The sequence below is a fragment of the Saccharococcus thermophilus genome, from assembly GCF_011761475.1.
Classification (GTDB): Bacteria; Bacillota; Bacilli; order Bacillales; family Anoxybacillaceae; genus Saccharococcus; species Saccharococcus thermophilus.
In genome coordinates this window covers 601,595-627,757 of sequence record NZ_JAASRS010000001.1, presented here as the reverse complement: position 1 = coordinate 627,757, position 26,163 = coordinate 601,595, and the positions used below count along the sequence as shown (strand labels likewise).

Below are 26,163 nucleotides of genomic sequence, written 5' to 3'. Positions count from 1 at the left end.
GCTATCCCGCTGATGGGATAGCAGAACATGGAAACTACAACCGCTCTAAAAAACGTTTCATTCGTTTGATCGCTTCTTGCAGCTGTTCGAGGGAAGACGCATAAGAACAGCGGATATACCCCTCCCCGCTTGAGCCAAATACACTGCCCGGAACGACTGCTACTTTTTCTTCAATCAATAATCTTTCGGCAAATTGTTCCGACGTTAAACCGGTAGATTGAATCGACGGAAACGCGTAAAACGCGCCGCCCGGCATATGGCAGTGAAGGCCGATTTCATTTAGCGATTGGACAAAATAATTGCGGCGCCGCCGGTAACTTTTTCTCATATATTCGACATCTTGCTCGCCACTGCGCAACGCTTCTAACGCGCCGTATTGCACCATCGTCGGCGCACACATCATCGCATATTGATGAATCTTTAACATTGCCTGCAAAATTTCTTTCGGCGCCGCGGCGAACCCGAGCCGCCATCCGGTCATGGCAAATCCTTTGGAAAAGCCGGAAATCAAAATCGTTCGCTCCCACATGCCGTCGACAGCAGCGACACTTGTATACTCATCGTCATATGTAAGTTCCGCATAAATTTCATCGGCAACGACAAGCAAATCATATTTTTTTACGATGCGCCCAATGGCTTCTAGCTCTTCTTTTTGCAACACGGTGCCTGTTGGGTTGTTTGGCGAGCAGATGATAAGCGCTTTTGTGCGCTCGGTAATGACTTGCTCGATGTGTTCCGGCCGTAGTTTAAAATGGTCATCGCCATGCGTTTCTACTAAAACCGGCGTTCCTCCGGCGAGCGTCACAAGCGGTTCGTATGCAACAAAGCTAGGCTGTACCACAATCACTTCATCGCCTGGATTGATAATCGCCCGCATGGCCAAATCAAGCGCTTCGCTGGCTCCGACCGTCACCAAAATCTCTGTTTCCGGATTATACTCAACACGAAATTTGCGCATTAAATAAGCGGCAATTTCTTGGCGAAGCTCCAGCAAACCGGCGTTTGCCGTGTAGGACGTATATCCTTGTTCGAGCGACAAAATGCTTGCTTCCCGGATGTTCCAGGAGGTGACAAAATCCGGCTCGCCTACGCCGAGCGAGATTACTCCTTCCATGCTGGAAGCAAGGTCAAAAAAGCGGCGAATTCCCGATGGCTTTAAGCGAGCAACCGTTTCCGACACGTATGACTTTTTCACTTGCTGTTTCATGGCGCCACCACGATGCGGCGATCTTGATCTCCTTGGTCAAATACGGTGCCGTCATGTTTATATTTTTTCAAAATAAAATGCGTCGTCGTAGAAATCACCGAATCAAGCGTCGATAATTTCTCGGAAACGAATTGCGCCACTTCAGACATCGAACGCCCTTCAATGACTACAGATAAGTCATAAGCCCCCGACATTAAATAAACGGATTTTACTTCCGGAAAACGATAAATGCGCTCTGCCACCTCATCAAACCCAACTCCGCGCTTTGGCGTCACTTTCACATCAATCATCGCCGTGACTCCCTCATGACCGTCGACTTTCCGCCAATCGACAAGCGCGGCATATTGGACAATCACTTTTGTTTCTTCGAGCTTTTTCACAATCGCCTCTGTTTCTTCGACCGTCAGCTCCACCATTTTCGCTAGTGTCTCCATTGGAATGCGCGCATCTTTTTCCAATATTTCGATAATTTCAACCTCTTTTTCACTTAGTTTCATGTTGATCTCCCCCCAACAACTATTTTCGCATACATTCGCTCCATTTGCATGAAAAAAATGATAAAAACTAAAATTAAATAGTAAGAGGTGAAGAAGGATGCACACGATCGAAACAAACGGGCAAACAATCGAACTAAATCATATTCGCGTTTATTATGAAACATACAATTGGGAGAAAAAACGACCGGTATTGGTACTGCTGCACGGGTTTCTTTCCTCTTCGTTCAGCTATCGGCGGCTTATTCCGTTGCTTGCCAACGATTTTTCCGTGATTACTGTCGATTTGCCGCCATTTGGAAACAGTGAAAAATCGACGACATTCCGCTATACATATCGAAATCTGGCGCAGCTTGTCATTGATTTACTGCAGCATTTGCATATTCCAACATGCACACTTGTCGGTCACTCGATGGGCGGGCAAATTTGCTTGTATATCGCACGCATGCAGCCGCAGCTCGTACGAGAAATGATTTTGCTTGCGAGCTCCGGATATTTAGGACGGGTCAAACGGTCGCTGACGCTTTCTACTTACCTCCCCTATTTTCATGCCTATGTAAAACATTATTTTTACAAGCAAGGTGTTGAAGCAAATCTACGTCAAGCTATCTATGATTATTCGCTCATCGACAACGAAATGTGTAAAGGCTATGAACAACCGTTTTACCACCCGCAAATGTTTAAAGCGTTGACACGCTTTATCCGCTACCGCGAGGGAGATTTACAAGCCCACGAATTGCAGCGTATCGAAACGCGCACCTTGCTTTTATGGGGAGAAAACGATCGGATCGTTCCGGTAGATATCGGCAAACGGCTCCATGAAGACCTGACTAATTCCGCCTTAGTCACCTTTCCACATACCGGTCATCTGCTGCCGGAGGAAAGACCGCATGATGTATACCGGGAAATCACTGATTTTATTCGCTAACCAGCCTCCTATTACGGCAAGGAGCATGAAGCAGACTGCTTCATCGCTAACAGTCGGTTCGCCATTTTTACACATTCGCGTAAAGGGATTACTTCTTCAAAAGCGAATTCATAAATAGCTTGGATTTTTTCGGCAAGCGTTTTTGCATCATCATGGTCGTAAACCGCCTGCAATACATCGATCGCTTCGGTTTCATAGGCATCGCGGCCGTAACCTAGAGGGTCCCATGCTTGAATGGTATGTAGCAATAACCGGTTTAATTGTTGCGCATCCATCATATGCCTGTCACCTTTCAGCAAAATGGTTAGCATATAAAAATTATAAGCGATAATCTGTCAAAAAAGAAGGGAGAGGGTATTTTTATGTATCGGTTTGACGATGTCATCAACCGCCGCCATACCTTTTCGGTAAAATGGGATGATACAGAGCGAGTTTTTGGCGTCAAAGACGTATTGCCAATGTGGGTGGCCGATATGGACTTTCCGGCTCCGCCCGCGGTGATCGAGGCCTTGCACAAACGGATCCAGCACGGCATTTTTGGCTATACTGTCATTCCTGATTCGTTAAAAGAGGCGATGCAACATTGGCTAAAAGCGCGGCATCAATGGGATATGGACCGGTCATGGTTCGTTTTTTCAACCGGCGTCGTGCCCGCAATTGCGACGGCGATTGAGGCATTTTCAGAGGAGGGGGATCGCGTTGTCGTGTTTACTCCCGTTTATCCACCGCTATTTCAGCTTGTTCGCCAGCATCGCCGCACGCTCGTCACCAGCCCGCTGCAGCTCAAGGAAACGCGATATGAAATCGATTGGGACGATTTTACAAAAAAGATTCAAGGCGCAAAATTGTTGCTTCTATGTAGCCCTCATAATCCTGGAGGGCGGGTATGGACAAAGGAAGAATTAGAAAAAATCGGCCAGCTATGCCTAGAACACGATGTGATCCTCATCTCCGATGAAATCCATGCCGATCTCACTTTCCCACCGAACCGGCACGTGCCGTTTGCCTCCATCTGTCCCGAATTTGCCGAAAGAAGCGTCACATGCATAGCGCCAACGAAAACGTTTAACCTTGCCGGTCTTCAAGCAGCGGCGGCGATCATTGCAAACGAATCACTGCGGCGGCAATTCCGAAAAATCCAGCAGCGGCAAGGATTTTTTACCCTGAACACGTTCGCCGTCGTCGGCACGGAAGCAGCCTACCGCTATGGAGAAGAATGGCTGGATGCACTGCTAACATATTTGCAAGAGAATACTGATTACGTATGCTCTTACATACAGACACATTTACCAGCTCTCCGTGTCATCCGTCCGGAAGCAACATATCTTGTTTGGATCGACTGCCGGCAGCTTGGTATGACAGAGAAGCAGCTCAAGACACTTCTTTTAGAAAAAGGGAAAATCGCTGTAGAGTTTGGAAGCAAATTCGGCGAAGAAGGAAAAGGGTTTATACGCATGAATGTCGCCTGCCCGCGAAAGACGTTGGAAGAGGCGCTTGATCGTCTATCAGCAGCATTGCAATAATCTTTGGCAATGTCACAACCATGCAAAAACGGTAACAAATCGTGACAGACGATGCGAAACTTCAAAAGTTTCACAAAAAAAAGAAAAGGCTCTTCCCGTTTCACCGGCAAGAGCCTTCTTCTATTTTTTAATTTCACCACAAGCAATTCGTCCACCAGCATCTCCAGCCGGCTGTGTCATTCCATCGTCTTTTCCTGCATGAATGACAATCGCCGTCCCGTCTTTTGTCAATAACGATCCTTTCTGTCCTTCTTTTAACGTCACATTCGGCGCCGTCAATTCGGCGTGAACCGTCCCGTCATCTTTGACAATAATATTAGGCAGATCACCGGCATGCGCTCCTTCCGGATGGAGCAATCCATGTTTTTTTCCGTCCGGATTATAGTGATCCCCGGCTGACTGAAAGTCCGGTTTTTTGCAAATTCCTTTTTCATGAATATGAATCGCATGTTCTCCAGGAGGGAGCCCTTCCAAATCAAGCTTCAATTTGACTCCTTTTGCCTGTTCCACTAATTGGATGGTACCGACAGAATCACCATCACTATTAATCATATGGACTTTTAAATTAGTAGCATGTTCATTTTGACAGCCCGCAATGAATAAAAGCATCACCGCTAACAACCAACTTGCCCGTTGAAACACAAAATCCCTCCAGCAATACGTTTTTATCTATTAGTATTGCCAAAGGGGGGCATATTAAACATTTTATTTTTCATCGTGGATGACATTTTTTCTCTTCAACTGCTCTTCTAATTTCTTTGCCTCTTTTTCCTGATGTTTGGAAATCTTTATGATCGCCCGCATCGTTAAAATCGCCGCAATAAAGAAAATAGTGAATGAAATAGCGGCAGGAATATATTCGCGTTTATCTTCCGGAAAGTATAAAAATAAGTTTAATATATTTGGTAGAATCATCGTTCAACAACCTTTCGCAAGAAAATGTCTTATTGTTATTATAGCATAAGCAAAAGAAAAAAGCCGCTATCCGTGCGGCTGTTAAAGGGCAAACTTTTTCCTTAGCTGGGTAAAATCAATCCGTTCTCCAAGCGTCGGTGGCTTTGTTTTCGTCAAATATTTTTTATCATTTTCCACTAACCGGAAGATATTATAGGTAGTGAACGCATCATCCAATGCACAATGGGCTTTTCCGACTCCTTCATTTCCATACTCCTGTATCGCCTTTCGCAATCCGGTCTGATTTTTATTGCCGAAAAACCGTTTATATTCCATTGCCAAATCGCGATGTTCCCCGCTAAATGGGAACGGCACATTCGCCGACATGCAATTTTCCCGCAATACTTTCATATCCATACTGCCCCATGTCACTACCGTGCTTGGCCGCGTCCGATCATATTTGTTTAGCAGCGTCACGAGTTCGTAAAAGCTGATTCCTTGATCGATTTGTTCTTGTGTGATCTTTAAAAAAGATTTGCACCGATCTGTAAGCAGCGGGAAGCGCAGCGGTTTCACATATGCCGAAAACTGGTCGCATACTTCGTCATTGATCACCGCGACAAGACCGACTTCAATAATTTCCGGAAGAAACCCATGCGGCTCCGTTTTCGTCTCCGGCATCGTAAATTCAAAATCAAGGAACAAATATTGTTGTGCGGTCGACATATCTTTTCCCTCCTTTCTTGTGCATTATCACGAATGATCTTATTATTATTATATCACGAGGAAGCGACATTTTATTTCCTTTTTCAGAAAATATCAAAAAAAGGGCGAAAGCCGGAAAAATAGGGTATAATCAATGATTAATTGGTGGCCTACTTGTATTCCAACAAAGCGGCAGCGTTCTTTCAAAAATACGGATTTATCGTCCCTACTAAGTAGTCGTTCGCTGAATAACACTGAAAAGAAATACTATACTGGTTTTATATAACAACAAAATAAGGAGGCGTGACGATGATGTATAAAATTTTGTGTAAAGCATTTTACTAGATCAAAATAAAAAAGGTAGGGTATTCTCTGATTGAACCCAAACATTCCAGAGAAAGGAGAACCCTACCTATGTCTAAAAGTATACCGAATGTCGACTGGGCAAATCAACTGGAAAGTGTCATTCGTCAGTTTGTAAAGGAAAAATTAGAACTGATCATGCGGGAAGAAATCAAGAATTTCCTCGAAATAGAACAGGCCGGAACATCAAATATGAGAAACGGCTACTATCAACGAAATCTAGATACGCAATATGGCCGGATTGAAGGTCTTTTGGTCCCTAGAGACCGAAACGGAGAATTTCAAACACAGTTGTTTGCCCCTTACCAACGGCACACCGGCTGGCTGGAGGAAGCAATCATTAGGATGTACCAAAGTGGCATGAGTACACGGGAAATTGGCAAGTTTATCGAACGAATTCTAGGAAGCACCTATTCTCCTGCGACGATCAGCCGTATTACCGATGTCGTGAAGGAAGACATCGAGAAATGGCACACTCGTCCACTGCACAAGCGTTATTCCGTCTTATATTTGGATGGTTTATACGTAAAACTTCGTCGCGAAACCGTGGAGAAAGAAGTCATTTATGTGGTGTTAGGGGTGAACGAAGAAGGATATCGCGAAATTCTTGATTTCTTTGTGGGAGGACAAGAAAGCGCCTATGTATGGCAGGAAATTCTTCAACACCTCTACCAAAGAGGCGCCAAGGAAGTGCTTCTGGGCATATTCGATGGACTACCAGGGTTGGAGGAAGCCTTTAAGGCGGTTTATCCGAAAGCCGATGTGCAGCGTTGTGTCGTTCACAAAGTCCGTAACACGCTCCATCGTGTTCGGAAAAAAGACCAATTTGAAGTGGCCGAGGATCTCAGGCTGATTTATCGCGCGCCGAATAAGGAGATGGCGTTACAGATGTTTCAACAGTTTGAGTCGAAATGGTCAAGCAAGTATCCGAGAGAAGTTCAATCTTGGGCCAATGAGTTGGATGTCCTCCTTACATTTATGGATTATCCAAGCAGTATTCGAAGTGTGATTTACACGACGAATGCCATTGAACGAACGATCAAGGAGATTCGGAAACGTCTAAAGCCGATGAACAGTTTGAATAGTTTAGAAGCCGCTGAAAAAATCGTATATTTGACCATTCAAGATTTTAATGAGAAATGGGCAGGGCGAAAGTTGCGAGGATTTGCCGAAGCACAGGAAGCCCTCGAGCGAATGTTTGAAGAACGTTATCATTAACCAAATACTGTAAATAAACAAAATAGGGGGATTCTCCCTTTCCACACAGGAGACTGAATATTCAGTCTCCTGTGTGGAGGAAACTAGTTCCCTATTCATTCCAAATCCATTTCAGAGAAACCCTACCCCCATTATATTACACAAAATTCTTGACGGTACCGGCGTGGATGATGTATAAAATTTTGTGTAAAGCATTTTACTAGATCAAAATAAAAAAGGTAGGGTATTCTCTGATTGAACCCAAACATTCCAGAGAAAGGAGAACCCTACCTATGTCTAAAAGTATACCGAATGTCGACTGGGCAAATCAACTGGAAAGTGTCATTCGTCAGTTTGTAAAGGAAAAATTAGAACTGATCATGCGGGAAGAAATCAAGAATTTCCTCGAAATAGAACAGGCCGGAACATCAAATATGAGAAACGGCTACTATCAACGAAATCTAGATACGCAATATGGCCGGATTGAAGGTCTTTTGGTCCCTAGAGACCGAAACGGAGAATTTCAAACACAGTTGTTTGCCCCTTACCAACGGCACACCGGCTGGCTGGAGGAAGCAATCATTAGGATGTACCAAAGTGGCATGAGTACACGGGAAATTGGCAAGTTTATCGAACGAATTCTAGGAAGCACCTATTCTCCTGCGACGATCAGCCGTATTACCGATGTCGTGAAGGAAGACATCGAGAAATGGCACACTCGTCCACTGCACAAGCGTTATTCCGTCTTATATTTGGATGGTTTATACGTAAAACTTCGTCGCGAAACCGTGGAGAAAGAAGTCATTTATGTGGTGTTAGGGGTGAACGAAGAAGGATATCGCGAAATTCTTGATTTCTTTGTGGGAGGACAAGAAAGCGCCTATGTATGGCAGGAAATTCTTCAACACCTCTACCAAAGAGGCGCCAAGGAAGTGCTTCTGGGCATATTCGATGGACTACCAGGGTTGGAGGAAGCCTTTAAGGCGGTTTATCCGAAAGCCGATGTGCAGCGTTGTGTCGTTCACAAAGTCCGTAACACGCTCCATCGTGTTCGGAAAAAAGACCAATTTGAAGTGGCCGAGGATCTCAGGCTGATTTATCGCGCGCCGAATAAGGAGATGGCGTTACAGATGTTTCAACAGTTTGAGTCGAAATGGTCAAGCAAGTATCCGAGAGAAGTTCAATCTTGGGCCAATGAGTTGGATGTCCTCCTTACATTTATGGATTATCCAAGCAGTATTCGAAGTGTGATTTACACGACGAATGCCATTGAACGAACGATCAAGGAGATTCGGAAACGTCTAAAGCCGATGAACAGTTTGAATAGTTTAGAAGCCGCTGAAAAAATCGTATATTTGACCATTCAAGATTTTAATGAGAAATGGGCAGGGCGAAAGTTGCGAGGATTTGCCGAAGCACAGGAAGCCCTCGAGCGAATGTTTGAAGAACGTTATCATTAACCAAATACTGTAAATAAACAAAATAGGGGGATTCTCCCTTTCCACACAGGAGACTGAATATTCAGTCTCCTGTGTGGAGGAAACTAGTTCCCTATTCATTCCAAATCCATTTCAGAGAAACCCTACCCCCATTATATTACACAAAATTCTTGACGGTACCGGCGTGACTATGAAAAACGTGGTGATTCATAAAATTGTTACCTTTATTTTCACGGAAGACCAGCTAAAAGCATACTGGAACAAGCAAAAATCGCATATTCCATTTGCTTCATTAACAAATGAACAATATATGGAACTCGCCGAAGATATGCTGAACCATTCTTCGCACAGCCAGCTCGATCAGCACCTGATTGACAAAGGATGGCGCACCAAGGAGGAAGCGAGCGGTCTTGTGCTTGCCGAAGATGAATCACGCGAGGATATTCATATCGAAATTGTCGATACGTCCCTGCCAACCGAGCCGATGAAGAAATTGTTTATTGACCGCGTGACAGAAATACAATGCCCGCACTGCTCATTTTCTTTCTATTTGCGCAACGCTCACCCAACCCGTAGCGACTGGACATGCCCTGCATGCGGAAATGCCTTTCATACCTCCGTCTAAAACAAAGGAAAGGAGCGTTTACAAGTCATGCATCATACCGCAGCAACGGAAATATCCAATTTTCAATATTATTTTGCCATCGCTATTTTCTTGATTACATACGCCATTATCATCTCCGAAAAAATCAACCGCGCTGTCATCGCGCTGCTTGGTGCGGCGGCAATGATTATTTTTGGCATCGTCGACCTACATAAGGCTTTTACCCATCATATCGAATGGGGAACGATCACCTTGCTTATCGGCATGATGATTTTGGTCGGAATTACAAGTAAATCCGGTTTTTTCCAATATATGGCGATTAAAGCGGCCAAATTAGCACACGGGCGGCCCATCCGCATCTTAGTGATGCTTTCGTTATTGACAGCCGTTTTGTCCGCTTTTCTCGATAACGTGACAACTGTGCTGCTCGTTGTTCCTGTTACGTTTTCGATTACGCGCATGCTGCAGGTAAATCCGGTTCCTTACTTAATCTCGGAAGTGCTGCTATCCAATATCGGGGGAACGGCGACTTTAATCGGCGACCCGCCAAACATTATGATCGGCTCTGCCAATAAACATCTCGATTTTAACGCATTTTTGCTCAACTTAACACCAATCGTGCTCATCATTGCCGCAGTGACAATGGCCATTTTGGTATGGATTTATCGCAAGCAGCTGAAAGCGGATGAAAAACTGATTAGCAAATTGATGAACGTCAATGACGCCGACTATATTAAGGACGCCAAACTACTAAAAAAATCCGTATCCATATTGGCACTGACGATTTTGGGCTTTGTCCTTCATTCGGTCATCCATGTTGATGCTGCCGTCATCGCGATGGCAGGCGCTGTCATTTTAATGTTGATCGCAGTGCCGGAACATGAAATCGAAGATGTATTCGCCTCGGTGGAATGGGTAACCATTTTCTTTTTTGCTGGCTTATTCATCTTAGTCGGCGGGCTGGTGGACATCGGCCTTATAAAAAGTTTAGCGGAAAAAGTGCTCGAAATCACCAGCGGCGATATTTCCGTCGCGGCGTATTTTATCCTTTGGCTATCGGGCATTGCCTCTGCCACGATCGATAACATTCCGTTTGTCGCCACCATGATTCCATTGATTAAAGACATGGCTGTTGGCATGGGATTATCGCCGGATGCCGCGCAAATTGAAGTATTATGGTGGGCATTGTCCTTAGGAGCCTGTCTCGGTGGAAACGGCACATTAATCGGCGCCTCTGCGAACGTCATCGTCGCCGGCATCGCTTCGCGCGAAGGACATGGGTTCAGCTATATGGATTTCCTGAAAATTGGCGCACCGTTGACGTTGATTGCTCTGTTGCTTTCCCACGCCTATTTGTTCGTTCGTTATTTCATGTAGAAGGAGCGAAATTCAAAAGAATTTCGCTCCTTTTCCCATTTTATACATATAGTAGTATAGAAATGATCAACAAGGAGGAGTAACACCGTGATGTTTTACCCTGCATTCCCTCCCCAATATATTGTCAGGCAATATCCACCGGTAAATCCTGCTCTTTTTTCCAAATCGGCGGCGACCGCACAAAGATTGATGAACGATGCCAGCATCATTTTAAAAAAACTAGCGGAATCGAAGTCGTTCGCCACTAGCGTCATGGCAGCGGCACAAGAAGGAAAAACAAAGGAAGTCAGCCGGATGATCCAATCGCTTGGAATTAAATCGAAAGTCGATCTTTATTTTAATCCCGACGGCATCCGCTTCACTTTATCTCCCCCGCCAGGCGCGTTTTCATGCTGTCAGCTCGTCATCGGCCTTCGTTGGAATATATTTCTTTCTACTTAATTCTTGTGAATATGAGCGGGTGGCACCTCATGCAAAGGTGAGCCCCTTTTCTCACTCCATTCATCGCATTACGCGTTTCCATTTTCGTCAAACGGCTGTTTTTTTCCAATTTCCGCCGCATCGCGCAAATCGTACCCATCATCATTTTTGCTTACATGAATGATATCTTCGTTTGCTCCCTTTTTGCTTGCCTGCTTGATCTCCTGCTCTTGCTCCGCAAATTTCATGCCTTTTCTCCTTTCTTTGCGAATAATCATCATACCGCTTTCTTTTTATTATGCGCATGGCGAAAAAAATATAGTTGACATCCCTCTTATTGTTCGATACGATTTTGTTATGTTAACATAAATAATAAGGGGGTTTACATATGGAAACAAAACGTCCGAAATGGCGAGCGATTGATATTACATTGATCGGAATGTTTGCCGCGTTAATGGCGATTGGTGCCAACATTACATCATGGGCGCCGTTTTTGGTCATCGGCGGTGTTCCGATTACCTTGCAAACGTTTTTCTGCGTGCTCGCTGGAGCTGTTTTAGGACGGCGGCTCGGCGCCATGGCGATGATTGTATATATGTTAGTCGGGGTGGTCGGTGCTCCGGTGTTTGCTCAGTTTGGCGGCGGCTTTGGCAGCATTGTTCGCCCGACATTCGGTTTTATTATCTCTTTCATTTTTGCTGCATATGCTACCGGCTGGATCATTGAACGGGGAAAAGGCAATCCGTCTACTGCCCGCTTTATCGTTGCGGCGTTAGTCGGAATGGTCATTAACTATGTCGTCGGTACGAACTGGATGTATGTCGCTTATAAATGGTGGGCAGCAGCACCAAAAGGATTTTCCTACGGCATGGCATGGGAATGGATGATGGTGCCTCTTCCGAAAGACATTATTTTATCGATCGTAGCTGGAGTGATGGCACCACGTATGTATCGCGCCATCCGTAAATCGGCTTCCTATTATCAACATGTCGCCTAATTCCCTGTTCATGGATGCTCTTCTTCTCATGAATAAAGCGCGCATTCCCTTTGGATATGCGCGCTTCTTTATTTAGAAAAATAGTTTTAAAATTTGATATACAAATCCGGCAATCAACGCCGAAACAGGCAACGTAATGATCCATGTCAACACAATGCGCTGTGCGACTCCCCATTTTACGCCTCTCACGCGCTGCGCCGCACCAACTCCCATAATCGACGAAGAGATGACATGGGTCGTACTAACTGGCAACTGAAGAAGGGTAGCCGAGAAAATGACGAGCGCAGACGATAAATCGGCAGCGGCGCCGTTGACAGGGCGGATTTTCATAATCTTGCCGCCAACCGTTTTAATAATTTTCCAACCGCCAATCGATGTTCCAAGCCCCATTGAAAGTGCAGCGGCGATCCGCACCCATTCCGGAATATTGTCGGATGTATGATATTTGGCGGCGATCAGCGCCATCGTGATAATTCCCATCGTCTTTTGTGCATCGTTTGTTCCGTGTGTAAAGGATTGCAACGCTGCCGTTACGACTTGGAACATGCGAAACCCTTTCGTCGTACGGGTCAAGTTGGCATTTTTAAAGATGAAACGGAACAGGCTCATAATGGCAAAGCCTACCGCTAGCGCTAGAAATGGCGAGATAATCAACGATTCCAAAATTTTAAGAAAACCTTTATAATGCAACACATCGAATCCAGCGGCCGAAACCGCAGCTCCCGCCACCGAACCGATTAACGCATGCGAAGAACTGCTTGGAATGCCATAATACCAAGTGATTAAATTCCACGCGATCGCAGCGATCAACGCTGCTAAAATGATGACAGAACCATTATCCAATGCGAATGGATCGACAATGTCTTTTGTAATCGTTTTCGCCACCCCAGTAAAGGTCAACGCACCGATAAAGTTCATCGACGCCGCCAAAATGATCGCTTTTCGCGGCGAAAGCGCCCGTGTGGATACCGATGTGGCAATGGCATTGGCAGTGTCATGAAATCCGTTGATAAAATCAAACGCCAATGCAAAAATAACAATCAAAACCGTAAATACCAATACCATATCCATAAAGACGATATCTCCTTTTATGCGTTGCGCATGATGATCGTTTCAATCGTATTTGCTACATCCTCACAGCTATCGGCGATTTCCTCAAGCATTTCATACAGCTCTTTATATTGAATAATTTTCACTGGGTCTTTTTGCTCAACAAATAAATTTTTAATCGAAGCCCGTAAAATTTCATCGCACTTCGTTTCATAATCCTTAATTTTAATAGCATGTTTCCGCATCTCAAGAAGTTTTTTATGGGATAGCAACTCCAAGGCTTGGGTGATTTCAATCGTGCTTTGATAAATGTTATCGAAAAACTTCACCATATGGTCATCAATTTCGGTAAACGAGAACATCTCAAAACGGGCTGAACATTGTTCCAATCCGTCTAATACATCGTCCATTTTCATTGCTAGTTGATGAATATCTTCCCGTTCAATTGGCGTGATAAATGTTTTATTTAACTCAACAACGAGTTCATGAATATAAGAATCTCCCTTGCGTTCATACTCTTTCATCACGCGGGCGAATTCTTTTAAATCGCTGACATTGTTAATTTTATACTCTACAAAGTATTGTGCCGCCTCTTTCACGTTTTCCGAAATCGTAAATAATAAATCAAAGAAGACATCTTTTTTTGGCGAAAAGATCATTGTGAAAACCCCCATTGATTTTGAACTGATGGAACTCATGCCACCCGTTTTATTTTATCAATTAATGTCGAATTCACAACAAAAGTTTAAAAAAATTTACATTAAATTTACATTATCTTAACAATGTGTACATATAGCGTCCAAAAACAAACCGAAGCCACACAAAGAGGCTTCGGTTTCCAACATCTTATTCAAACCGCTCTACAAATGTCGCCAGCGTGCGCACCATCACCCCGGTCGCACCCGATGGCCCTAGATCATCATCTTTCGCCGCCACCGACGTTCCGGCAATATCGAGATGCACCCATGGCGTATCTTCGGCAAATTCACCGAGAAACGCTCCGCCCATGATCGCATGTCCTTCCCGACCCGGCGAGTTATTGAGATCGGCGATTTTGCTGCTGCGCACGCGTTCTTTATCTTTTTCGGTAATCGGCAGGCGCCAAATAAATTCTCCTGTTTCTGCCGATGCTTCGAGCAGCTGCTCAAATAATGCCTCATTGTTCGTCATCGCCCCCGTCGTATGCACACCAAGCGCGACGATCACACCGCCGGTCAGCGTTGCCACATCGATTAAATAGTTGGCGCCATGGTGCTTCGCATAAGTAATGGCATCAGCCAAAATGAGTCGTCCTTCGGCATCCGTATTTTTCACTTCGATCGTTTTTCCACTCATGGAGGTAATGACATCATCCGGTTTAAACGCTTCTCCGCTGATCATATTGTCGGTAGCAGGAATGACGGCAATCACGTTTTGTTCCGGGCGAAGCTCCCCGATAATCTCCATCGCGCCGAGCACCGCGGCGGCGCCAGCCATATCGGTTTTCATATCGACCATGCTTTCGCGCGGTTTAAGACTGTAGCCGCCTGTATCAAATGTCACCCCTTTTCCGACAAGGCCAATGACGTTTTTCCATTGTTCTTTTCCTTGGTACTTAAGAACGATCATTTTTGGCGGGTTTTTCGATCCTTGATTGACAGCGAGAAACGCTCCCATTCCGAGCCGTTCCATTTCTTCTTTTTCGAGAATTTCATATTCAAACTCATATTTTTTCGCTAATTCTACCGCATATTCCGCTAAATCAGCCGCCGTCAACAAATTGCTTGGCGTATTAACGAGTGTGCGCGCCGAATTGGTCGCTTTGCCATATACCGAACCGACAAAGAGACTTGCTTCGACTTCGGCTGCGTCCGCTTCTGTGTAAATCGTCATCGTCTCTATCCGTTTTTCCGGTTCGTTCTTTTTTTGCTTATATCCAAGAAATTCGTAAGTGGCAAGATAATACGCTTCGGAGAGCGCGTGGGCCGCTTCGTTTTGGTCGATATCGTCCGTTACAAATGTATCCAAAACAACAGCTACCTCCGTCCGCTTTGCTTGTTTTAACGTTTTAAACAGCTTGCCGAACGCTTCGCGCAGCCCATCAAACGTCAATGCTTCCTTTTTGCCCAAGCCGACAAAATACAGCCGTTTTGCTCCCGTTTGATTTAACGTATGTACGTAGGAAATTTGTTTTTTCTTAGCGGAAATGTCTCCTTCTTTGAACATCACAGACAGCTGCCCGCCAAGGCGGCGATCATATTCAGCGACAATGCCGTCTAGCGGCTGGTTTTTTTCAAAAACGCCAATCACCAGCGCCTCATGCACCGTATCGAAAGACAGTTGCTGCTTCACCGTAAACATCATATCATCTCTCCTCGTTTGCATCTATTTTCCTTTTCATTATATCGAAATGCAACTATTATTTCGATATGCTAAAAAATACTTTTTCACAGCAAAAGGAAACCGTAAAAAGCATGTGGAATGAAAAAAGAGAGAAAGTCATAAGGCGTGTTGATAGCAGAAATGGAAAGGAGAATCACGATGAGGCTGATTTCGATTTGTCCGAGCAACACGGAATTGCTCGCCTACCTGGAGATGCTTGACCATTTGGTCGCAGTCGATAACTACTCGGACTGGCCGCCTTCCATTACCCATTTGCCAAGGGTCGGCCCGGACTTGCATATCGATATGGACAAAGTCGAAGCGCTGAAACCCGATTTAGTACTGGCATCATTAAGTGTTCCCGGCATGGAAAGGAACATAGCAGAGCTGCAAAAGCGAAATATTCCACATCTCGTTTTTGCGCCAAATTCATTGGAGGATATCGCTAATGATTTACTTCTGCTTGGCGAAGCACTTGGCCAAAAAGCAAAGGCAAGCGAAGTGGTTCACCGCTACCGCTCTTTCATCGAGCAATACCGCCAGCTTGCGGATATCGTTGCGCAGCCGGCAAAGCTTTATTGGGAATGGTGGCCGAAACCGATTTTCACTCCGGGCAAAACAAACTGGCTTAGTGAAATAAGCCAATTGGCGGGAGGAAGCAATATTTTTGCCGACATACCGCAAGCCAACGTGCAAACGGACTGGGACGAAGTAGTAAAGCGCAATCCTTCGCATATTTGTCTTGTTTGGGTCGGCGTGCAGACAAAGAAAATGAACAAAGAGGCGGTAAAACAGAGACTCGAGGCTGAAAACGTCGACGCCATCCGCACCGACCGCATTTATATACTCGAGGAATCACTTTATTGCCGTCCTTCCCCACGGCTTTTAGCTGGTCTGCAAAAACTGGCAGCTTTGCTGCATCCGTCCGTTTTTCCGCCTGACGACGGGCAAGACCCTTTGCTAACAAAATAAAGGGCGGTGCTTGTCCGCCCTTAGCTTTTCGATTGCAAATATTGCTGTCGAAACACTTGCATCGTTTCATCCTCATTCAGTTGTTTTAACTCTTCTTCCGAAAGCGTCCCATTGCCTTTTTTGACGATATATACTTGTATTTTCTTTTTCCCCCAATATTTGTATACATCCTCTACCGTATCATAATATAAGTCAATGCGATGACCTTTAATCGCTCCACCTTTGTCCGCGACAACTCCATACCCATATCCAGGAATGAACAAAATCGTACCGATTGGAAAAATATCTAGGTCAGCGGCAATCGTTGAATATAAATCCCGCTTTACCCGCACACCGGAATAGGTAATCCCGTATTCCGGATGATCCGGTGTTTTTCCCGTTGACTCTACTCCCGCTGTATATCCTGTCGCGACGACCTCCATGGACGGATATTTCGACCAGTCAAACGCTTCTTCTAAACGAGGCGGTTGATTCGCGCTTTTTTTTGCTAAATTTGGCATGCTTCTTTGTGTCACGTAATGCTTCTTCTGCTGATCTATCGCAACATTCTGCCCATCATTCCATTTATCCAAAAAGTGATAACTGGTTGGATATAATGACGATACATCGTAAAATTTGTTTAAAATCACTTCCGCTTCAACACCTGAAATCGATTGGAATGTCGTCAATAGCGCTATGACGAACAGTAATGACATCGTCATTCTTCTTATTATATTTTTTATAAGAAACATTTCCTCACTCCTCTCACATTTCTATTTATCTCCACGAAAAAATAGAAATATTCATTGTGAGAAAAGTGAGGCAAAAAAAAGACTTTCACCCTTCGATGAAAGCCGTAAACCATCTTCTACTTATTTTTTTAAAACATTTGATATCCTTTCGCCCGCAGCTTGCGAATGGCAAATCCCGCGCAAAGCGCGCCGACAAATCCACTGCTTAAAATTAAAATATCCGCCAAAGCAAGCGACAATATTTTATGTTTCAACGCCGCGAAAGAAGCCGCTGGATTCGTAAAATAGTGCGTCCACGGAACATCATCAATAATAAATATAAATACAATCGGGCATAAAATCGCCATGATCCAAGTCATACGCAATAACATATTCAGCAAAAAGCCAATGCCGAAAAACAACACAAAAAATAAAAGCATGGAAATTAGGACAACCGGCAGACTCATTTGCATCCCTATCTCACCTCCAGTACACCCCTTTTAAGTGTACTGAATCGGCTTAAAGGAGTCAATTTTCAGAAACCGTCTGCTTTTCCTTCTCCGTTCCCTTTCCTAAACATCCGTAGCACGTTTCCGAACCTCCTAATAGCAGCTGGACATATCCATGCCCTTCACAATATGGGCACACGGTTTGGTCTGTATGTTTCATTGTTCATCCCCCATTTTCCTTATCATTTTTGATAAATATATCAAAATTTTCTGTAAAATAAAAGAGAAGATTTTCTTCATTTACAGCTATGTAAGCGGATACATAACCCACGTGCTTCTCTTTTCTCCATATTACCCAATATTACGAATTTTTAAAATAAAGCCGGTATTTGGTATACCCAAACGGTTCTCCTGGATTCAGGCCATCATGAGGAGGAAAATAAGAAAACGGCTCCAATTCTAATAAATAGCGCAACAACCCAGATGTATGCGGATCTTCACGTAATTTTTGCTTGCTTAAAAAAGCGGCGGCAAACAATTCGTCCGTTTGCACCGAAATAGTGTGCGAATGAGGGCGGAGCAAAAAGATCGCCATATTGTCGCTCACTTCATCACGGATGACACCTGTACGCATGCCGAGAAACCCAATCACTTCTGTATCAATTCCTGTTTCTTCCTTAATTTCGCGCATCGCCGCCTCATCAAGCATTTCTCCTTGCTTCACGAATCCTGCTGGCAGCGACCATTTTCCTTTCAATCCCCCATATTTTTTCTTAACGACAAGCCATTCATCCGCTTCATTGATTACCAAGCCTGCGGCTGCAATCCATACGTTGCCACGCTTCTCTCCCATTTTTCTCATCCCTTTTTATTTTGTTGTCTATGTTATATTTCTACAAAGACGAAATATTCCTTCTTGCGTGAAGAGTTTATCCATGAATAAATCATCATTTTGCCTATTGCCAATTTGTTTATATGCCAATAATTTTCATATTAAACAAAGAAAAGGGCAAACAGTGATGTTTGCCCATTGAATTAGAAGAATTTAAATTTTCCTTTTTTCATGACAAGAGAAGAACCGCCGATTAAATAAAGGGCACGGTTGTCAACCACTTTTTTCATAAAGCTTGCTTTTGTTCCCCACATTTTCTTGCCGAATACAACCCCAATCGCATCGTCATGTCCAAGGGAGCAGACGGTTCCTTTAATATCAGGTTTAAACGGCTGCAGTTCTCCTTTCCCGCGGATCAGCGCGGCCAAGTTTTTCGCACATAGTTCGCCTTGTTGCATAGCAATTTGCGCTGTCGGCGGATATGGACGGTTTGTTTCTTCATTAATGACAAGAGAGCAGTCGCCGACAACAAAAATTTCTTCGTGTCCTGGAACACGCAAAAATGGGTCTACTTTCACACGGGCACGCGCCGCTTCAAAACCGGATTCATCGATGACGCGGCTTCCGCGCACGCCAGCCGCCCATACGACCGTACCAGCTTTAATTTCCTCGACGTCATCTCCTTTAGCGACAATAATGCCGTCCGGAGTGCATTCTTTAATCGCCGTGCCGATTCTAAATTCAACCCCTTTACGTTCCAATTGGCTGACTGCATATTCCACCAGTTCCGGATCAAAGCCAGGGAGCGCAGTCGGCGCTGCCTCGACGCAAATAATGCGAACTTTATGCGGATCAATATCATATTCGCGGCACAATTCAGGAACACGGTTAACCAATTCTCCTAAAAACTCGATACCGGTAAATCCAGCTCCGCCGACGACAATCGTCAGGCGTTCATCTTTCTTTTCTTCTTCCGTATTATACGTCGCAAATTGATACTCAATATGTTCTCGAATTTGTCTTGCCGCATCGACATTAGCAATTGAAAAAGCGTATTCTTTTAACCCTTTAATGCCAAATGTTTCGGATTCAAATCCAAGCGCAATCACTAAATAGTCATAAGTAAGTTCTCCGTTTTTCATTAATACTTTCTTTTCATCCGGAAGTATTTTGACAACCGTGTCTTTAACAAAATTCACCTTGCTGCGGTCAATGACACTGCTGATTGGGTAACGAACGCGATCATGATGCAACGTCCCAGCAGATGCTTCATGAAGCCATGTCGTTTCGTAATGGTAGTCGTGTTTGTTTACTAATGTAATGCTCGCCTCATTGACCCCGACAAGTTTTTGTAAACGTACTGTTGTCATTAATCCACCATAACCAGCACCTAAAATTACAACATTTGGTTTTTTCAATTGAATCACTTCCACCCTTTTTAGTTTTTTTGCCGTTTGTTTTTTATAGCTTTTACCACTACGTACATTTTTATTGAATAAAGTTTGTGAAATTATTCACTTTATCCGACAAAAAAATGTCGAATAATTGTTAAAAAAAATTAACATTACGTCCACAAAACATATTAGACCTTTTTTTTAATCTTTTCAAGCGTTTTTTATGTTTTTAACGCTAAAAAATAGCCGTAATAACTAAAGCCTTTTATGGTATGATAAAAATGGTGAAGGTTATTTTAATTTGTGGGGAGGAATCACCGATTATGAAAGAGGACCAAAAAGTATATGATGTCACTATTATAGGCGGCGGACCAATCGGATTGTTTGCGGCTTTTTACGGCGGATTGCGGCAAATGAGCGTCAAAATTATCGAAAGTTTGCCACAATTAGGCGGACAGTTGGCTGCCCTTTATCCTGAAAAATACATATATGATGTCGCTGGATTCCCAAAAATTCGCGCTCAAGAATTAGTGAATCAGCTAAAAGAACAAATGGAGAAATTCTCACCAACCGTCTGCTTAGGACAATCGGTAGAAACGTTAGAGAAATTAGCAGACGGCATTTTTAAATTAGCGACAAACCAAGAAATACATTATTCCAAAACAGTAATTATTACGGCGGGAAACGGCGCGTTTCAGCCTCGGCGCCTCGAGCTAGAAAACGCCTCGCAATATGAAGGAAAAAATCTGCATTACTTTATCAGCGATTTAAATCCATTTCAAGGGAAACGCGTGCTCGTCTGCGGCGGCGGAGATTCGGCAGTTGACTGGTCGCTGATGCTTGAGCCGATCGCGGAGAGCGTCACCATTGTCCATCGCCGTGATAAATTCCGCGCCCATGAACATAGTGTGGAATCATTAATGAATTCAAAGGTGAATGTCAAAACTCCATTCGTCCCTGTAAAATTAATCGGTGATGAAGACGGTATTCGTCAAGTCGTATTGGAGAATGTGAAAGATGGAGCAAAGGAAACGGTTGAAGTAGATGCAGTCATTGTGAACTATGGTTTTATTTCTTCGCTTGGACCGATTAAAAATTGGGGGCTCGAAATTGAGAAAAACTCGATTAAAGTCAATTCGAAAATGGAAACAAACATTCCTGGCGTTTACGCAGCTGGAGACATTTGCACATATGAGGGCAAAATCAAACTGATCGCTTGCGGCTTCGGCGAAGCACCGATCGCGATCAGCAGCGCAAAAACGTATATCGACCCAACGGCAAGAATGCAGCCAGCCCATTCCACTTCGTTGTTCTAGTTTTCCAAGCATCTTTGCAAATGAAAGAGAGTGTCCCAAAAACAGTTACTTTGGGGACACTCTCTTTTTTGTAAGTATCAATATATCCTGCCAGCGTAATAATAAACTTGAGGTGAATCATGGTGACTACTCTTTTTATTTCCATTTTCATCTTCTTCTCCCCGTTTCCAGCGATAACTAAATCAAAGAGTTGGGCCTAACGTCAACTTCGAGTATGGCTTATCGTTTACACCTCTACTTGCCCGCTTTTTTCGCTTTAAAGCCAATAAAAAACTCCTTACAAAAAGTCATTTTAATACTCGATGCCTAATATAATAGTCTCGTCAAGCAATAATATATTGTTTATGGTATTTTTACAAGTTTATGGATTAGCGGGATTTTCCCTTTCATTATTAATCAAACACCTCGCTCTGGCGGCGTACTTGGCTTTATGGGTTTTGATGATTGTTATCGGTAGTATGTTTCAGGATTAATACACGAAAAGAGGGAATGAATAGTTATGTTTTGTCAAAAGTGTGGCACGGAAAATGCAGATGATGCGAACTTTTGTCAATCATGTGGCCATCCAATGAACAATCTCAATCAATCGATGACCACCCTAACAACGAAATATGCAGGTTTTTGGTTACGAATGGCGGCGTACCTTTTGGATTATATGATTGTGTTTGCTGTTTCTTTTGTGTTGGTCTTTATTGTTTTTTTTGCTATAGGGATTTCTAACCCAGATATTACAGATGAATCTATACTGATAATAGATGCTTTGGTAAATCTCCTGTTATCCGTGGGAACTTGGTTGTATTTTGCCATCATGGAAAGCTCGCCCGTACAAGGAACGCTAGGGAAAAAGATTGTCGGTATCAAAGTCACGGACCTTCATGGAAATCCCATTTCTTTTTGGCGTGCTACAGGAAGAAATTTCAGCAAATTATTTTCCGCTTTAATTTTTCTTGTTGGATTTATGATGGCCGGTTTCACGGGGAAAAAACAGGCTTTACACGATATGATTACTGGGTGTCTTGTTGTAAAAAGAAACCATTAAAATTGATAAAAACCTAGTATAAGCCATACCAAGAGAGCGATATGATTAGTCGTTCTCTTTTTAGTTGGTCGAAAAATCTAATAATTACCAAAAACTGGTTTGATATTATGGTGAAAAACAAGTGGTTAGAACAGCCACCACTTGCTCCCAATAGAAAAGAACTTGCATAAGATAAATAAAATATCCCCCACATTAGTGAGGGGGATATTTTTAATTACCTTTTATGGAACGGAATAATCCCCTAAAAAACTGGATATATCACCAACTGTTTAACATTGTTCCGGCGTCCCGGCGTTCGTTGCTGTTCTAAACGACGAACCGCAGCCGCATGTGGCAATCGCGTTTGGATTGTTAATCGTAAAACCGCCGCCGAGCAACGATTGTTTATAGTCAATGACCGTTCCTTGCAAAATCGGGGCGCTTTCTTTATCCACTAAAATTTTAATGCCATGTTGCTCGAATTCATAATCATCCTCATGACGTTCGTGCTCAAATCCCATTCCGTACGATAGCCCGCTGCAGCCGCCGCCTTTGACACCGACGCGAAGGTATGCACCTTCTTCCTCCTGCTCTTTCATCATGTCTTTAATTTGAAACGCCGCCGCTTCTGTCAATGTAATAATATCCGACATGCGTATCCCTCCTTCTTTTATTATAGTATACTGATTTCTCCGGTGATCGCACAAACATTAATAATAATATACACCCGTGCAAATCGTTTCCGCCGGTCCTGTCATCCGTACGTTTCCTTCCTTCGTCCACGTAATGATTAAATCCCCGCCTGCCAAATGGACAAGCGTCTCTTTATCCCGGGCTGTTTTTCCGTTTAAGACGGAAGCAACGACCGCGGCACACGCCCCTGTACCGCACGCTTGCGTCACTCCCGAACCTCGCTCCCACACACGGAAATGAAGCTCATGGTCGTTGACCACTTCCACAAATTCGACATTTACTCCTTCCGGAAAGCGCTTGTCTTTTTCAACAATCGGACCGAGCGTCGTTACCGGCGCTTTTGTGATATCATCCACGTAAAAGATAACATGAGAATTTCCCATCGAAACGGCTGTAATTTCATACCATTTCCCATCCACTTCAAACGGTTCGGCAACCACTCGTTCCGCTTCCGGACCGGCCATCGGGATTTGGCTTCGCTGGAGGCGCGGCTTCCCCATATCGACCGTGACGCTGTTAACTATTCCGTTTTCTACGGTTACCTCCGCCTTAACAAGTCCGGACAACGTCTCAATAAAAAAGGAAGGTTCTTGCACAATGCCGTGTTCATAGACATATTTGGCAACACATCGCAAACCATTGCCGCAATTTTTTCCTTCCGAACCGTCGCTGTTGAAAATCCGCATCTTTACTGGCGCGATATCCGATGGGCAAATAAGAATCATGCCATCCGCCCCGATTCCCGTATTTACGTTCGCTACTTTCACCGCCAGCGGCGACAATAATGACTCGGGAAGCGTTTCTTCAAACAGATTGACATATATATAACTATTACCCAGTCCATGCATTTTCGTAAACGAAAACTGATTCATTGCGACCTCCTAAAAAATTTTTTATCTATAAGTATAAAGAAAAAATAAATGGGACACAATGAGAATATCCCCCGTTTTTTCATATACTCTTTGAAAGAGGATGTCGCGTGAGACATCCTCTTTTTTTTGACCAGCGTTTATCGTTAAAACATCGGGTTTTCCTCTAAGTAGCGGTAAATGTTTTCCACTAATTGTTCAGGAGTTTCCCCGCTGACAAACTCCCCATTTACTAAAGCGAAAAGTTTTTCTGCACACTGGGTGCAGTAACTGAGGCAGCTATACTCAATAATATCTAAATTAGGATCTTTTTCTAATATTTCTAACGCTTTTTGCGATCCGCTCGCCAAATTGCTAATGCAAAACTCAATAATTGGCTTAATCATTGCTTTTCTCACCTTCCCACTGCCTTTCATCGTAACGATTTTTTTCGCCAACGTCAAACGATACACTTCATTTATAAATGGGATAGCAATTTGCCAATTCTTATGACAAAATTGTTGTTATTTTGTCACAATTCCGTTATACTTTTTTATGGCATTTTGCGCTTGATAAAATCATCAAAGGGGATTTTTACGATGAGACATCTTGTATTGCTTGGCGGAGGATATGGAAACATGCGAATTTTGCAACGCCTCCTCCCGAACCATTTACCGGAAGATGTTCATATTACCCTCGTCGACCGTATTCCATATCATTGTTTAAAAACAGAGTATTATGCACTTGCGGCAGGCACGATTAGCGACCATCATATTCGTGTTCCATTTCCAGAACATCCGCGTCTCACCTATCGTTTCGGCGAAGTCGTACACATCGATCTCGAAAAGCAACAGGTGCAATTGCAAGATGGAAGCAGCATTTCCTATGACGATTTAGTCATTGGATTAGGATGCGAAGATAAGTACCACGGCGTTCCAGGGGCAGAAACATTCACGCATAGCATTCAATCGATTGAAAAAGCGCGCGCGGCCTATGAAGCGTTAAACAATCTGCCGCCTGACGCTATCGTTGGCATTGTCGGCGCCGGATTAAGCGGCGTTGAATTAGCCAGCGAATTAGCGGAAAGCCGGCCGGATTTGCACATTAAGCTGTTTGACCGTGGTGAACGCATTTTGCCGATGTTTCCGAAACGGCTCAGCGACTATGTGGAAAGCTGGTTTAACGAACATGATATTGAAATCGTCCGCTGTTCGAACGTGACAAAGGTGGAAGAACAGACGCTATACAATCACGATCAACCGGTTCATTGCGATGTGATCGTTTGGACAGCTGGGATTCAGCCGAATCGAGTGGTCCGTGAGCTTCCGGTGGAAAAAGATAAGCAAGGACGCATCATTTTAACGAAACAGCACCATATTCCTGGCTATGAAAACGTATACGTTGTTGGCGATTGCGCAAGCTTGCCGCATTCTCCGAGCGCGCAGCTTGCCGAAGGTCAGGCGGAACAAATCGTTCAAGTATTGCAAAAGCGCTGGAACGGGGAAGAGCCGCCAAGCGAATTTCCGCCGATTAAACTGAAAGGAATTCTCGGCTCTCTCGGCAAAAAACACGGATTCGGGCTGCTTGCCGATCGCCCGATTACTGGCAGGGTTCCTCGCTTGCTCAAATCAGGGGTATTATGGATGTATAAATACCATAACGGTTATTAACAGAAAAAAGGGATCTTTTCAGCAAAGATCCCTTTTTCCTAACGATAGCCGTACTTTTCCATTTCCGCATAAATAGCCTTTAACTTTGGATTTCCTTCCCCGACAATCACGCCTTCAATCACAACAACGGGGTAAAATAAATCTTCTTCGATGACTTTTTGCGCAAATGCTCTTTTCTCTTCGTCATCTTCCGGCGGGTTGAAAATATCGACATACGTCATGGAAAACGGTTGATCCGGGTATTTTCGTTTAATCGCCGCTTCCAGCCACTCATATGTTTCTTTCGAAGAAGGCAGCTGTACACAAGACGGACAAATGATATCTGCACCATATACGCAGATTTCTATCTGCTTAAACGTCATATATTTCCACCTTTCATACCTTATAAAAATAAATTTATCATTAGATTTTTTTCTTTATCATGATTATAATAAAATTAAAGAAAGGAGTCGATAACAATGACCGATCAAGAAATTAAAGAGCAAGTGCAAGAAGTTTTAGATAAACTGCGTCCGTTTTTACTCCGAGACGGTGGGGACTGCGAATTAATTGACGTCGAAGACGGTGTTGTTAAATTGCGTCTTCTTGGCGCATGCGGAAGCTGCCCAAGCTCCACGATCACATTAAAGGCCGGAATTGAGCGCGCACTTTTAGAAGAAGTACCAGGCATCGTGGAAGTAGAACAAGTATTTTAATGCCAAA

Annotated in this window: 31 protein-coding genes and 3 pseudogenes; 15 read left to right on the top strand and 19 right to left on the bottom strand. The window is 43.9% G+C overall.

Going from position 1 to position 26,163, the window contains the following annotated elements; translation table 11 throughout:
• Nucleotides 1–34: 34 nt before the first annotated feature.
• Together BDD39_RS03380 and BDD39_RS03375 are read right to left on the bottom strand one after the other, a co-directional pair.
• Nucleotides 35–1,207 (bottom strand): aminotransferase, encoded by a 1,173-nt coding sequence (locus BDD39_RS03380; protein ID WP_166908111.1) that lies wholly within the window; start codon nt 1,205–1,207, stop codon nt 35–37.
• The gene (locus BDD39_RS03375) at nt 1,204–1,704 is read right to left on the bottom strand and encodes an Lrp/AsnC family transcriptional regulator (RefSeq protein ID WP_166908109.1); all 501 of its coding nucleotides are present in this window, start codon (nt 1,702–1,704) and stop codon (nt 1,204–1,206) included. Before BDD39_RS03375 ends, BDD39_RS03380 begins: the two co-directional genes overlap by 4 nt.
• A 97-nt stretch (nt 1,705–1,801) precedes the next feature.
• On the opposite strand from BDD39_RS03375, the gene BDD39_RS03370 reads away from it, so the two are divergent.
• The gene (locus BDD39_RS03370) at nt 1,802–2,629 is read left to right on the top strand and encodes an alpha/beta fold hydrolase (RefSeq protein ID WP_166908107.1); all 828 of its coding nucleotides are present in this window, start codon (nt 1,802–1,804) and stop codon (nt 2,627–2,629) included.
• Nucleotides 2,630–2,640: 11 nt separating this feature from the next.
• Here the strand turns inward: BDD39_RS03370 and BDD39_RS03365 are convergent, their stop codons facing one another.
• A complete protein-coding gene (locus tag BDD39_RS03365) occupies nt 2,641–2,907 on the bottom strand; it encodes a DUF1871 family protein (RefSeq protein WP_380630379.1) in 267 nt (88 codons plus the stop codon).
• A gap of 84 nt (nt 2,908–2,991) precedes the next feature.
• On the opposite strand from BDD39_RS03365, the gene BDD39_RS03360 reads away from it, so the two are divergent.
• Nucleotides 2,992–4,152 carry a MalY/PatB family protein gene (locus BDD39_RS03360; RefSeq protein WP_166908105.1) on the top strand — a complete coding sequence of 387 codons (1,161 nt, stop codon included), beginning with the start codon at nt 2,992–2,994 and terminating at the stop codon, nt 4,150–4,152.
• Between the two features lie 120 nt (nt 4,153–4,272).
• Here the strand turns inward: BDD39_RS03360 and BDD39_RS03355 are convergent, their stop codons facing one another.
• The 3 genes from BDD39_RS03355 to kapD all read right to left on the bottom strand — a co-directional run bounded on the left by BDD39_RS03355 (nt 4,273) and on the right by kapD (nt 5,772).
• Entirely contained in the window at nt 4,273–4,761 is a 489-nt protein-coding gene (locus BDD39_RS03355) for a superoxide dismutase family protein (RefSeq protein WP_208404453.1), read from the bottom strand.
• A gap of 96 nt (nt 4,762–4,857) precedes the next feature.
• Nucleotides 4,858–5,067: a hypothetical protein gene (locus tag BDD39_RS03350; protein ID WP_166908101.1), complete on the bottom strand. Its 210-nt coding sequence runs from the start codon at nt 5,065–5,067 to the stop codon at nt 4,858–4,860.
• 81 nt (nt 5,068–5,148) lie between these two features.
• The gene (kapD, locus tag BDD39_RS03345) at nt 5,149–5,772 is read right to left on the bottom strand and encodes a 3'-5' exonuclease KapD (protein ID WP_166908098.1); all 624 of its coding nucleotides are present in this window, start codon (nt 5,770–5,772) and stop codon (nt 5,149–5,151) included.
• Between the two features lie 393 nt (nt 5,773–6,165).
• Between kapD and BDD39_RS03340 the strand changes: the two genes are divergently transcribed.
• The 5 genes from BDD39_RS03340 (at nt 6,166) to BDD39_RS03320 (ending at nt 11,172) form a co-directional block, all read left to right on the top strand.
• The gene (locus tag BDD39_RS03340; protein ID WP_166907797.1) at nt 6,166–7,332 is read left to right on the top strand and encodes an IS256 family transposase; all 1,167 of its coding nucleotides are present in this window, start codon (nt 6,166–6,168) and stop codon (nt 7,330–7,332) included.
• A gap of 272 nt (nt 7,333–7,604) precedes the next feature.
• Nucleotides 7,605–8,771: an IS256 family transposase gene (locus tag BDD39_RS03335; protein ID WP_166907797.1), complete on the top strand. Its 1,167-nt coding sequence runs from the start codon at nt 7,605–7,607 to the stop codon at nt 8,769–8,771.
• 169 nt (nt 8,772–8,940) lie between these two features.
• Nucleotides 8,941–9,375 carry a hypothetical protein gene (locus BDD39_RS03330; protein ID WP_166912240.1) on the top strand — a complete coding sequence of 145 codons (435 nt, stop codon included), beginning with the start codon at nt 8,941–8,943 and terminating at the stop codon, nt 9,373–9,375.
• A 27-nt stretch (nt 9,376–9,402) separates the two neighbouring features.
• The gene (locus BDD39_RS03325) at nt 9,403–10,731 is read left to right on the top strand and encodes an ArsB/NhaD family transporter (protein ID WP_166908096.1); all 1,329 of its coding nucleotides are present in this window, start codon (nt 9,403–9,405) and stop codon (nt 10,729–10,731) included.
• A gap of 90 nt (nt 10,732–10,821) precedes the next feature.
• The gene (locus tag BDD39_RS03320; protein ID WP_166908094.1) at nt 10,822–11,172 is read left to right on the top strand and encodes a YuzC family spore coat inner layer protein; all 351 of its coding nucleotides are present in this window, start codon (nt 10,822–10,824) and stop codon (nt 11,170–11,172) included.
• Between the two features lie 68 nt (nt 11,173–11,240).
• On the opposite strand, the gene BDD39_RS03315 is transcribed toward BDD39_RS03320, so the two are convergent.
• Nucleotides 11,241–11,399 carry a hypothetical protein gene (locus BDD39_RS03315; RefSeq protein WP_166908092.1) on the bottom strand — a complete coding sequence of 53 codons (159 nt, stop codon included), beginning with the start codon at nt 11,397–11,399 and terminating at the stop codon, nt 11,241–11,243.
• A 140-nt stretch (nt 11,400–11,539) separates the two neighbouring features.
• Here BDD39_RS03315 and BDD39_RS03310 point away from each other — a divergent pair, with 140 nt between their 5' ends.
• Nucleotides 11,540–12,148 carry a biotin transporter BioY gene (locus tag BDD39_RS03310; protein ID WP_166908090.1) on the top strand — a complete coding sequence of 203 codons (609 nt, stop codon included), beginning with the start codon at nt 11,540–11,542 and terminating at the stop codon, nt 12,146–12,148.
• A 72-nt stretch (nt 12,149–12,220) separates the two neighbouring features.
• Here the strand turns inward: BDD39_RS03310 and BDD39_RS03305 are convergent, their stop codons facing one another.
• The 3 genes from BDD39_RS03305 to BDD39_RS03295 all read right to left on the bottom strand — a co-directional run bounded on the left by BDD39_RS03305 (nt 12,221) and on the right by BDD39_RS03295 (nt 15,538).
• The gene (locus BDD39_RS03305) at nt 12,221–13,219 is read right to left on the bottom strand and encodes an inorganic phosphate transporter (protein ID WP_166908089.1); all 999 of its coding nucleotides are present in this window, start codon (nt 13,217–13,219) and stop codon (nt 12,221–12,223) included.
• A 17-nt stretch (nt 13,220–13,236) separates the two neighbouring features.
• The gene (locus BDD39_RS03300; RefSeq protein WP_166908086.1) at nt 13,237–13,857 is read right to left on the bottom strand and encodes a DUF47 domain-containing protein; all 621 of its coding nucleotides are present in this window, start codon (nt 13,855–13,857) and stop codon (nt 13,237–13,239) included.
• A 187-nt stretch (nt 13,858–14,044) separates the two neighbouring features.
• Nucleotides 14,045–15,538 carry a leucyl aminopeptidase gene (locus BDD39_RS03295; protein ID WP_166912238.1) on the bottom strand — a complete coding sequence of 498 codons (1,494 nt, stop codon included), beginning with the start codon at nt 15,536–15,538 and terminating at the stop codon, nt 14,045–14,047.
• A 180-nt stretch (nt 15,539–15,718) separates the two neighbouring features.
• Here BDD39_RS03295 and BDD39_RS03290 point away from each other — a divergent pair, with 180 nt between their 5' ends.
• Nucleotides 15,719–16,531: a cobalamin-binding protein gene (locus tag BDD39_RS03290; RefSeq protein ID WP_166908084.1), complete on the top strand. Its 813-nt coding sequence runs from the start codon at nt 15,719–15,721 to the stop codon at nt 16,529–16,531.
• A 20-nt stretch (nt 16,532–16,551) separates the two neighbouring features.
• Here the strand turns inward: BDD39_RS03290 and BDD39_RS03285 are convergent, their stop codons facing one another.
• The 5 genes from BDD39_RS03285 to BDD39_RS03265 form a co-directional block, all read right to left on the bottom strand.
• On the bottom strand, nt 16,552–17,262 hold the full coding sequence (locus BDD39_RS03285; RefSeq protein WP_166908082.1) for a 3D domain-containing protein: 711 nt from the start codon (nt 17,260–17,262) through the stop codon (nt 16,552–16,554).
• Between the two features lie 128 nt (nt 17,263–17,390).
• On the bottom strand, nt 17,391–17,714 hold the full coding sequence (locus BDD39_RS03280) for a YuiB family protein (protein ID WP_166908080.1): 324 nt from the start codon (nt 17,712–17,714) through the stop codon (nt 17,391–17,393).
• Between the two features lie 55 nt (nt 17,715–17,769).
• Nucleotides 17,770–17,910 carry a YuiA family protein gene (locus BDD39_RS03275; protein ID WP_166908078.1) on the bottom strand — a complete coding sequence of 47 codons (141 nt, stop codon included), beginning with the start codon at nt 17,908–17,910 and terminating at the stop codon, nt 17,770–17,772.
• 141 nt (nt 17,911–18,051) lie between these two features.
• Nucleotides 18,052–18,543: an NUDIX domain-containing protein gene (locus tag BDD39_RS03270; protein WP_166908076.1), complete on the bottom strand. Its 492-nt coding sequence runs from the start codon at nt 18,541–18,543 to the stop codon at nt 18,052–18,054.
• 182 nt (nt 18,544–18,725) lie between these two features.
• Nucleotides 18,726–19,949, bottom strand: coding sequence for an FAD-dependent oxidoreductase (locus BDD39_RS03265; RefSeq protein WP_166908074.1), 1,224 nt, complete (start codon nt 19,947–19,949; stop codon nt 18,726–18,728).
• Nucleotides 19,950–20,239: 290 nt separating this feature from the next.
• On the opposite strand from BDD39_RS03265, the gene BDD39_RS03260 reads away from it, so the two are divergent.
• The 4 genes and pseudogenes from BDD39_RS03260 to BDD39_RS16820 all read left to right on the top strand — a co-directional run.
• A complete protein-coding gene (locus BDD39_RS03260; protein WP_166908072.1) occupies nt 20,240–21,232 on the top strand; it encodes an NAD(P)/FAD-dependent oxidoreductase in 993 nt (330 codons plus the stop codon).
• Between the two features lie 499 nt (nt 21,233–21,731).
• Nucleotides 21,732–21,794, top strand: a pseudogene (locus tag BDD39_RS16730) (zinc-ribbon domain-containing protein); the annotation flags it as partial.
• A gap of 6 nt (nt 21,795–21,800) precedes the next feature.
• A complete protein-coding gene (locus BDD39_RS03250) occupies nt 21,801–22,271 on the top strand; it encodes an RDD family protein (RefSeq protein ID WP_166907057.1) in 471 nt (156 codons plus the stop codon).
• Between the two features lie 71 nt (nt 22,272–22,342).
• Nucleotides 22,343–22,441, top strand: a pseudogene (locus BDD39_RS16820) (DUF3231 family protein); the annotation flags it as partial.
• Nucleotides 22,442–22,540: 99 nt separating this feature from the next.
• Here the strand turns inward: BDD39_RS16820 and BDD39_RS03245 are convergent.
• From BDD39_RS03245 to BDD39_RS03235, 3 genes are all read right to left on the bottom strand, one after another.
• Complete coding sequence (locus tag BDD39_RS03245; protein ID WP_166908070.1) at nt 22,541–22,903, bottom strand: HesB/IscA family protein; 363 nt, start codon at nt 22,901–22,903, stop codon at nt 22,541–22,543.
• 57 nt (nt 22,904–22,960) lie between these two features.
• On the bottom strand, nt 22,961–23,815 hold the full coding sequence (dapF, locus tag BDD39_RS03240; protein WP_166908068.1) for a diaminopimelate epimerase: 855 nt from the start codon (nt 23,813–23,815) through the stop codon (nt 22,961–22,963).
• Between the two features lie 143 nt (nt 23,816–23,958).
• Nucleotides 23,959–24,198 carry a YuzB family protein gene (locus tag BDD39_RS03235; protein WP_043905911.1) on the bottom strand — a complete coding sequence of 80 codons (240 nt, stop codon included), beginning with the start codon at nt 24,196–24,198 and terminating at the stop codon, nt 23,959–23,961.
• A 192-nt stretch (nt 24,199–24,390) separates the two neighbouring features.
• Here BDD39_RS03235 and BDD39_RS03230 point away from each other — a divergent pair, with 192 nt between their 5' ends.
• The gene (locus BDD39_RS03230) at nt 24,391–25,461 is read left to right on the top strand and encodes an NAD(P)/FAD-dependent oxidoreductase (protein ID WP_166908066.1); all 1,071 of its coding nucleotides are present in this window, start codon (nt 24,391–24,393) and stop codon (nt 25,459–25,461) included.
• A 38-nt stretch (nt 25,462–25,499) separates the two neighbouring features.
• Here the strand turns inward: BDD39_RS03230 and BDD39_RS03225 are convergent, their stop codons facing one another.
• Nucleotides 25,500–25,823 (bottom strand): YuzD family protein, encoded by a 324-nt coding sequence (locus BDD39_RS03225; RefSeq protein ID WP_166908064.1) that lies wholly within the window; start codon nt 25,821–25,823, stop codon nt 25,500–25,502.
• 22 nt (nt 25,824–25,845) lie between these two features.
• On the opposite strand from BDD39_RS03225, the pseudogene BDD39_RS03220 reads away from it, so the two are divergent.
• Nucleotides 25,846–26,156, top strand: a pseudogene (locus BDD39_RS03220) (NifU family protein).
• Nucleotides 26,157–26,163 lie beyond the last annotated feature (7 nt).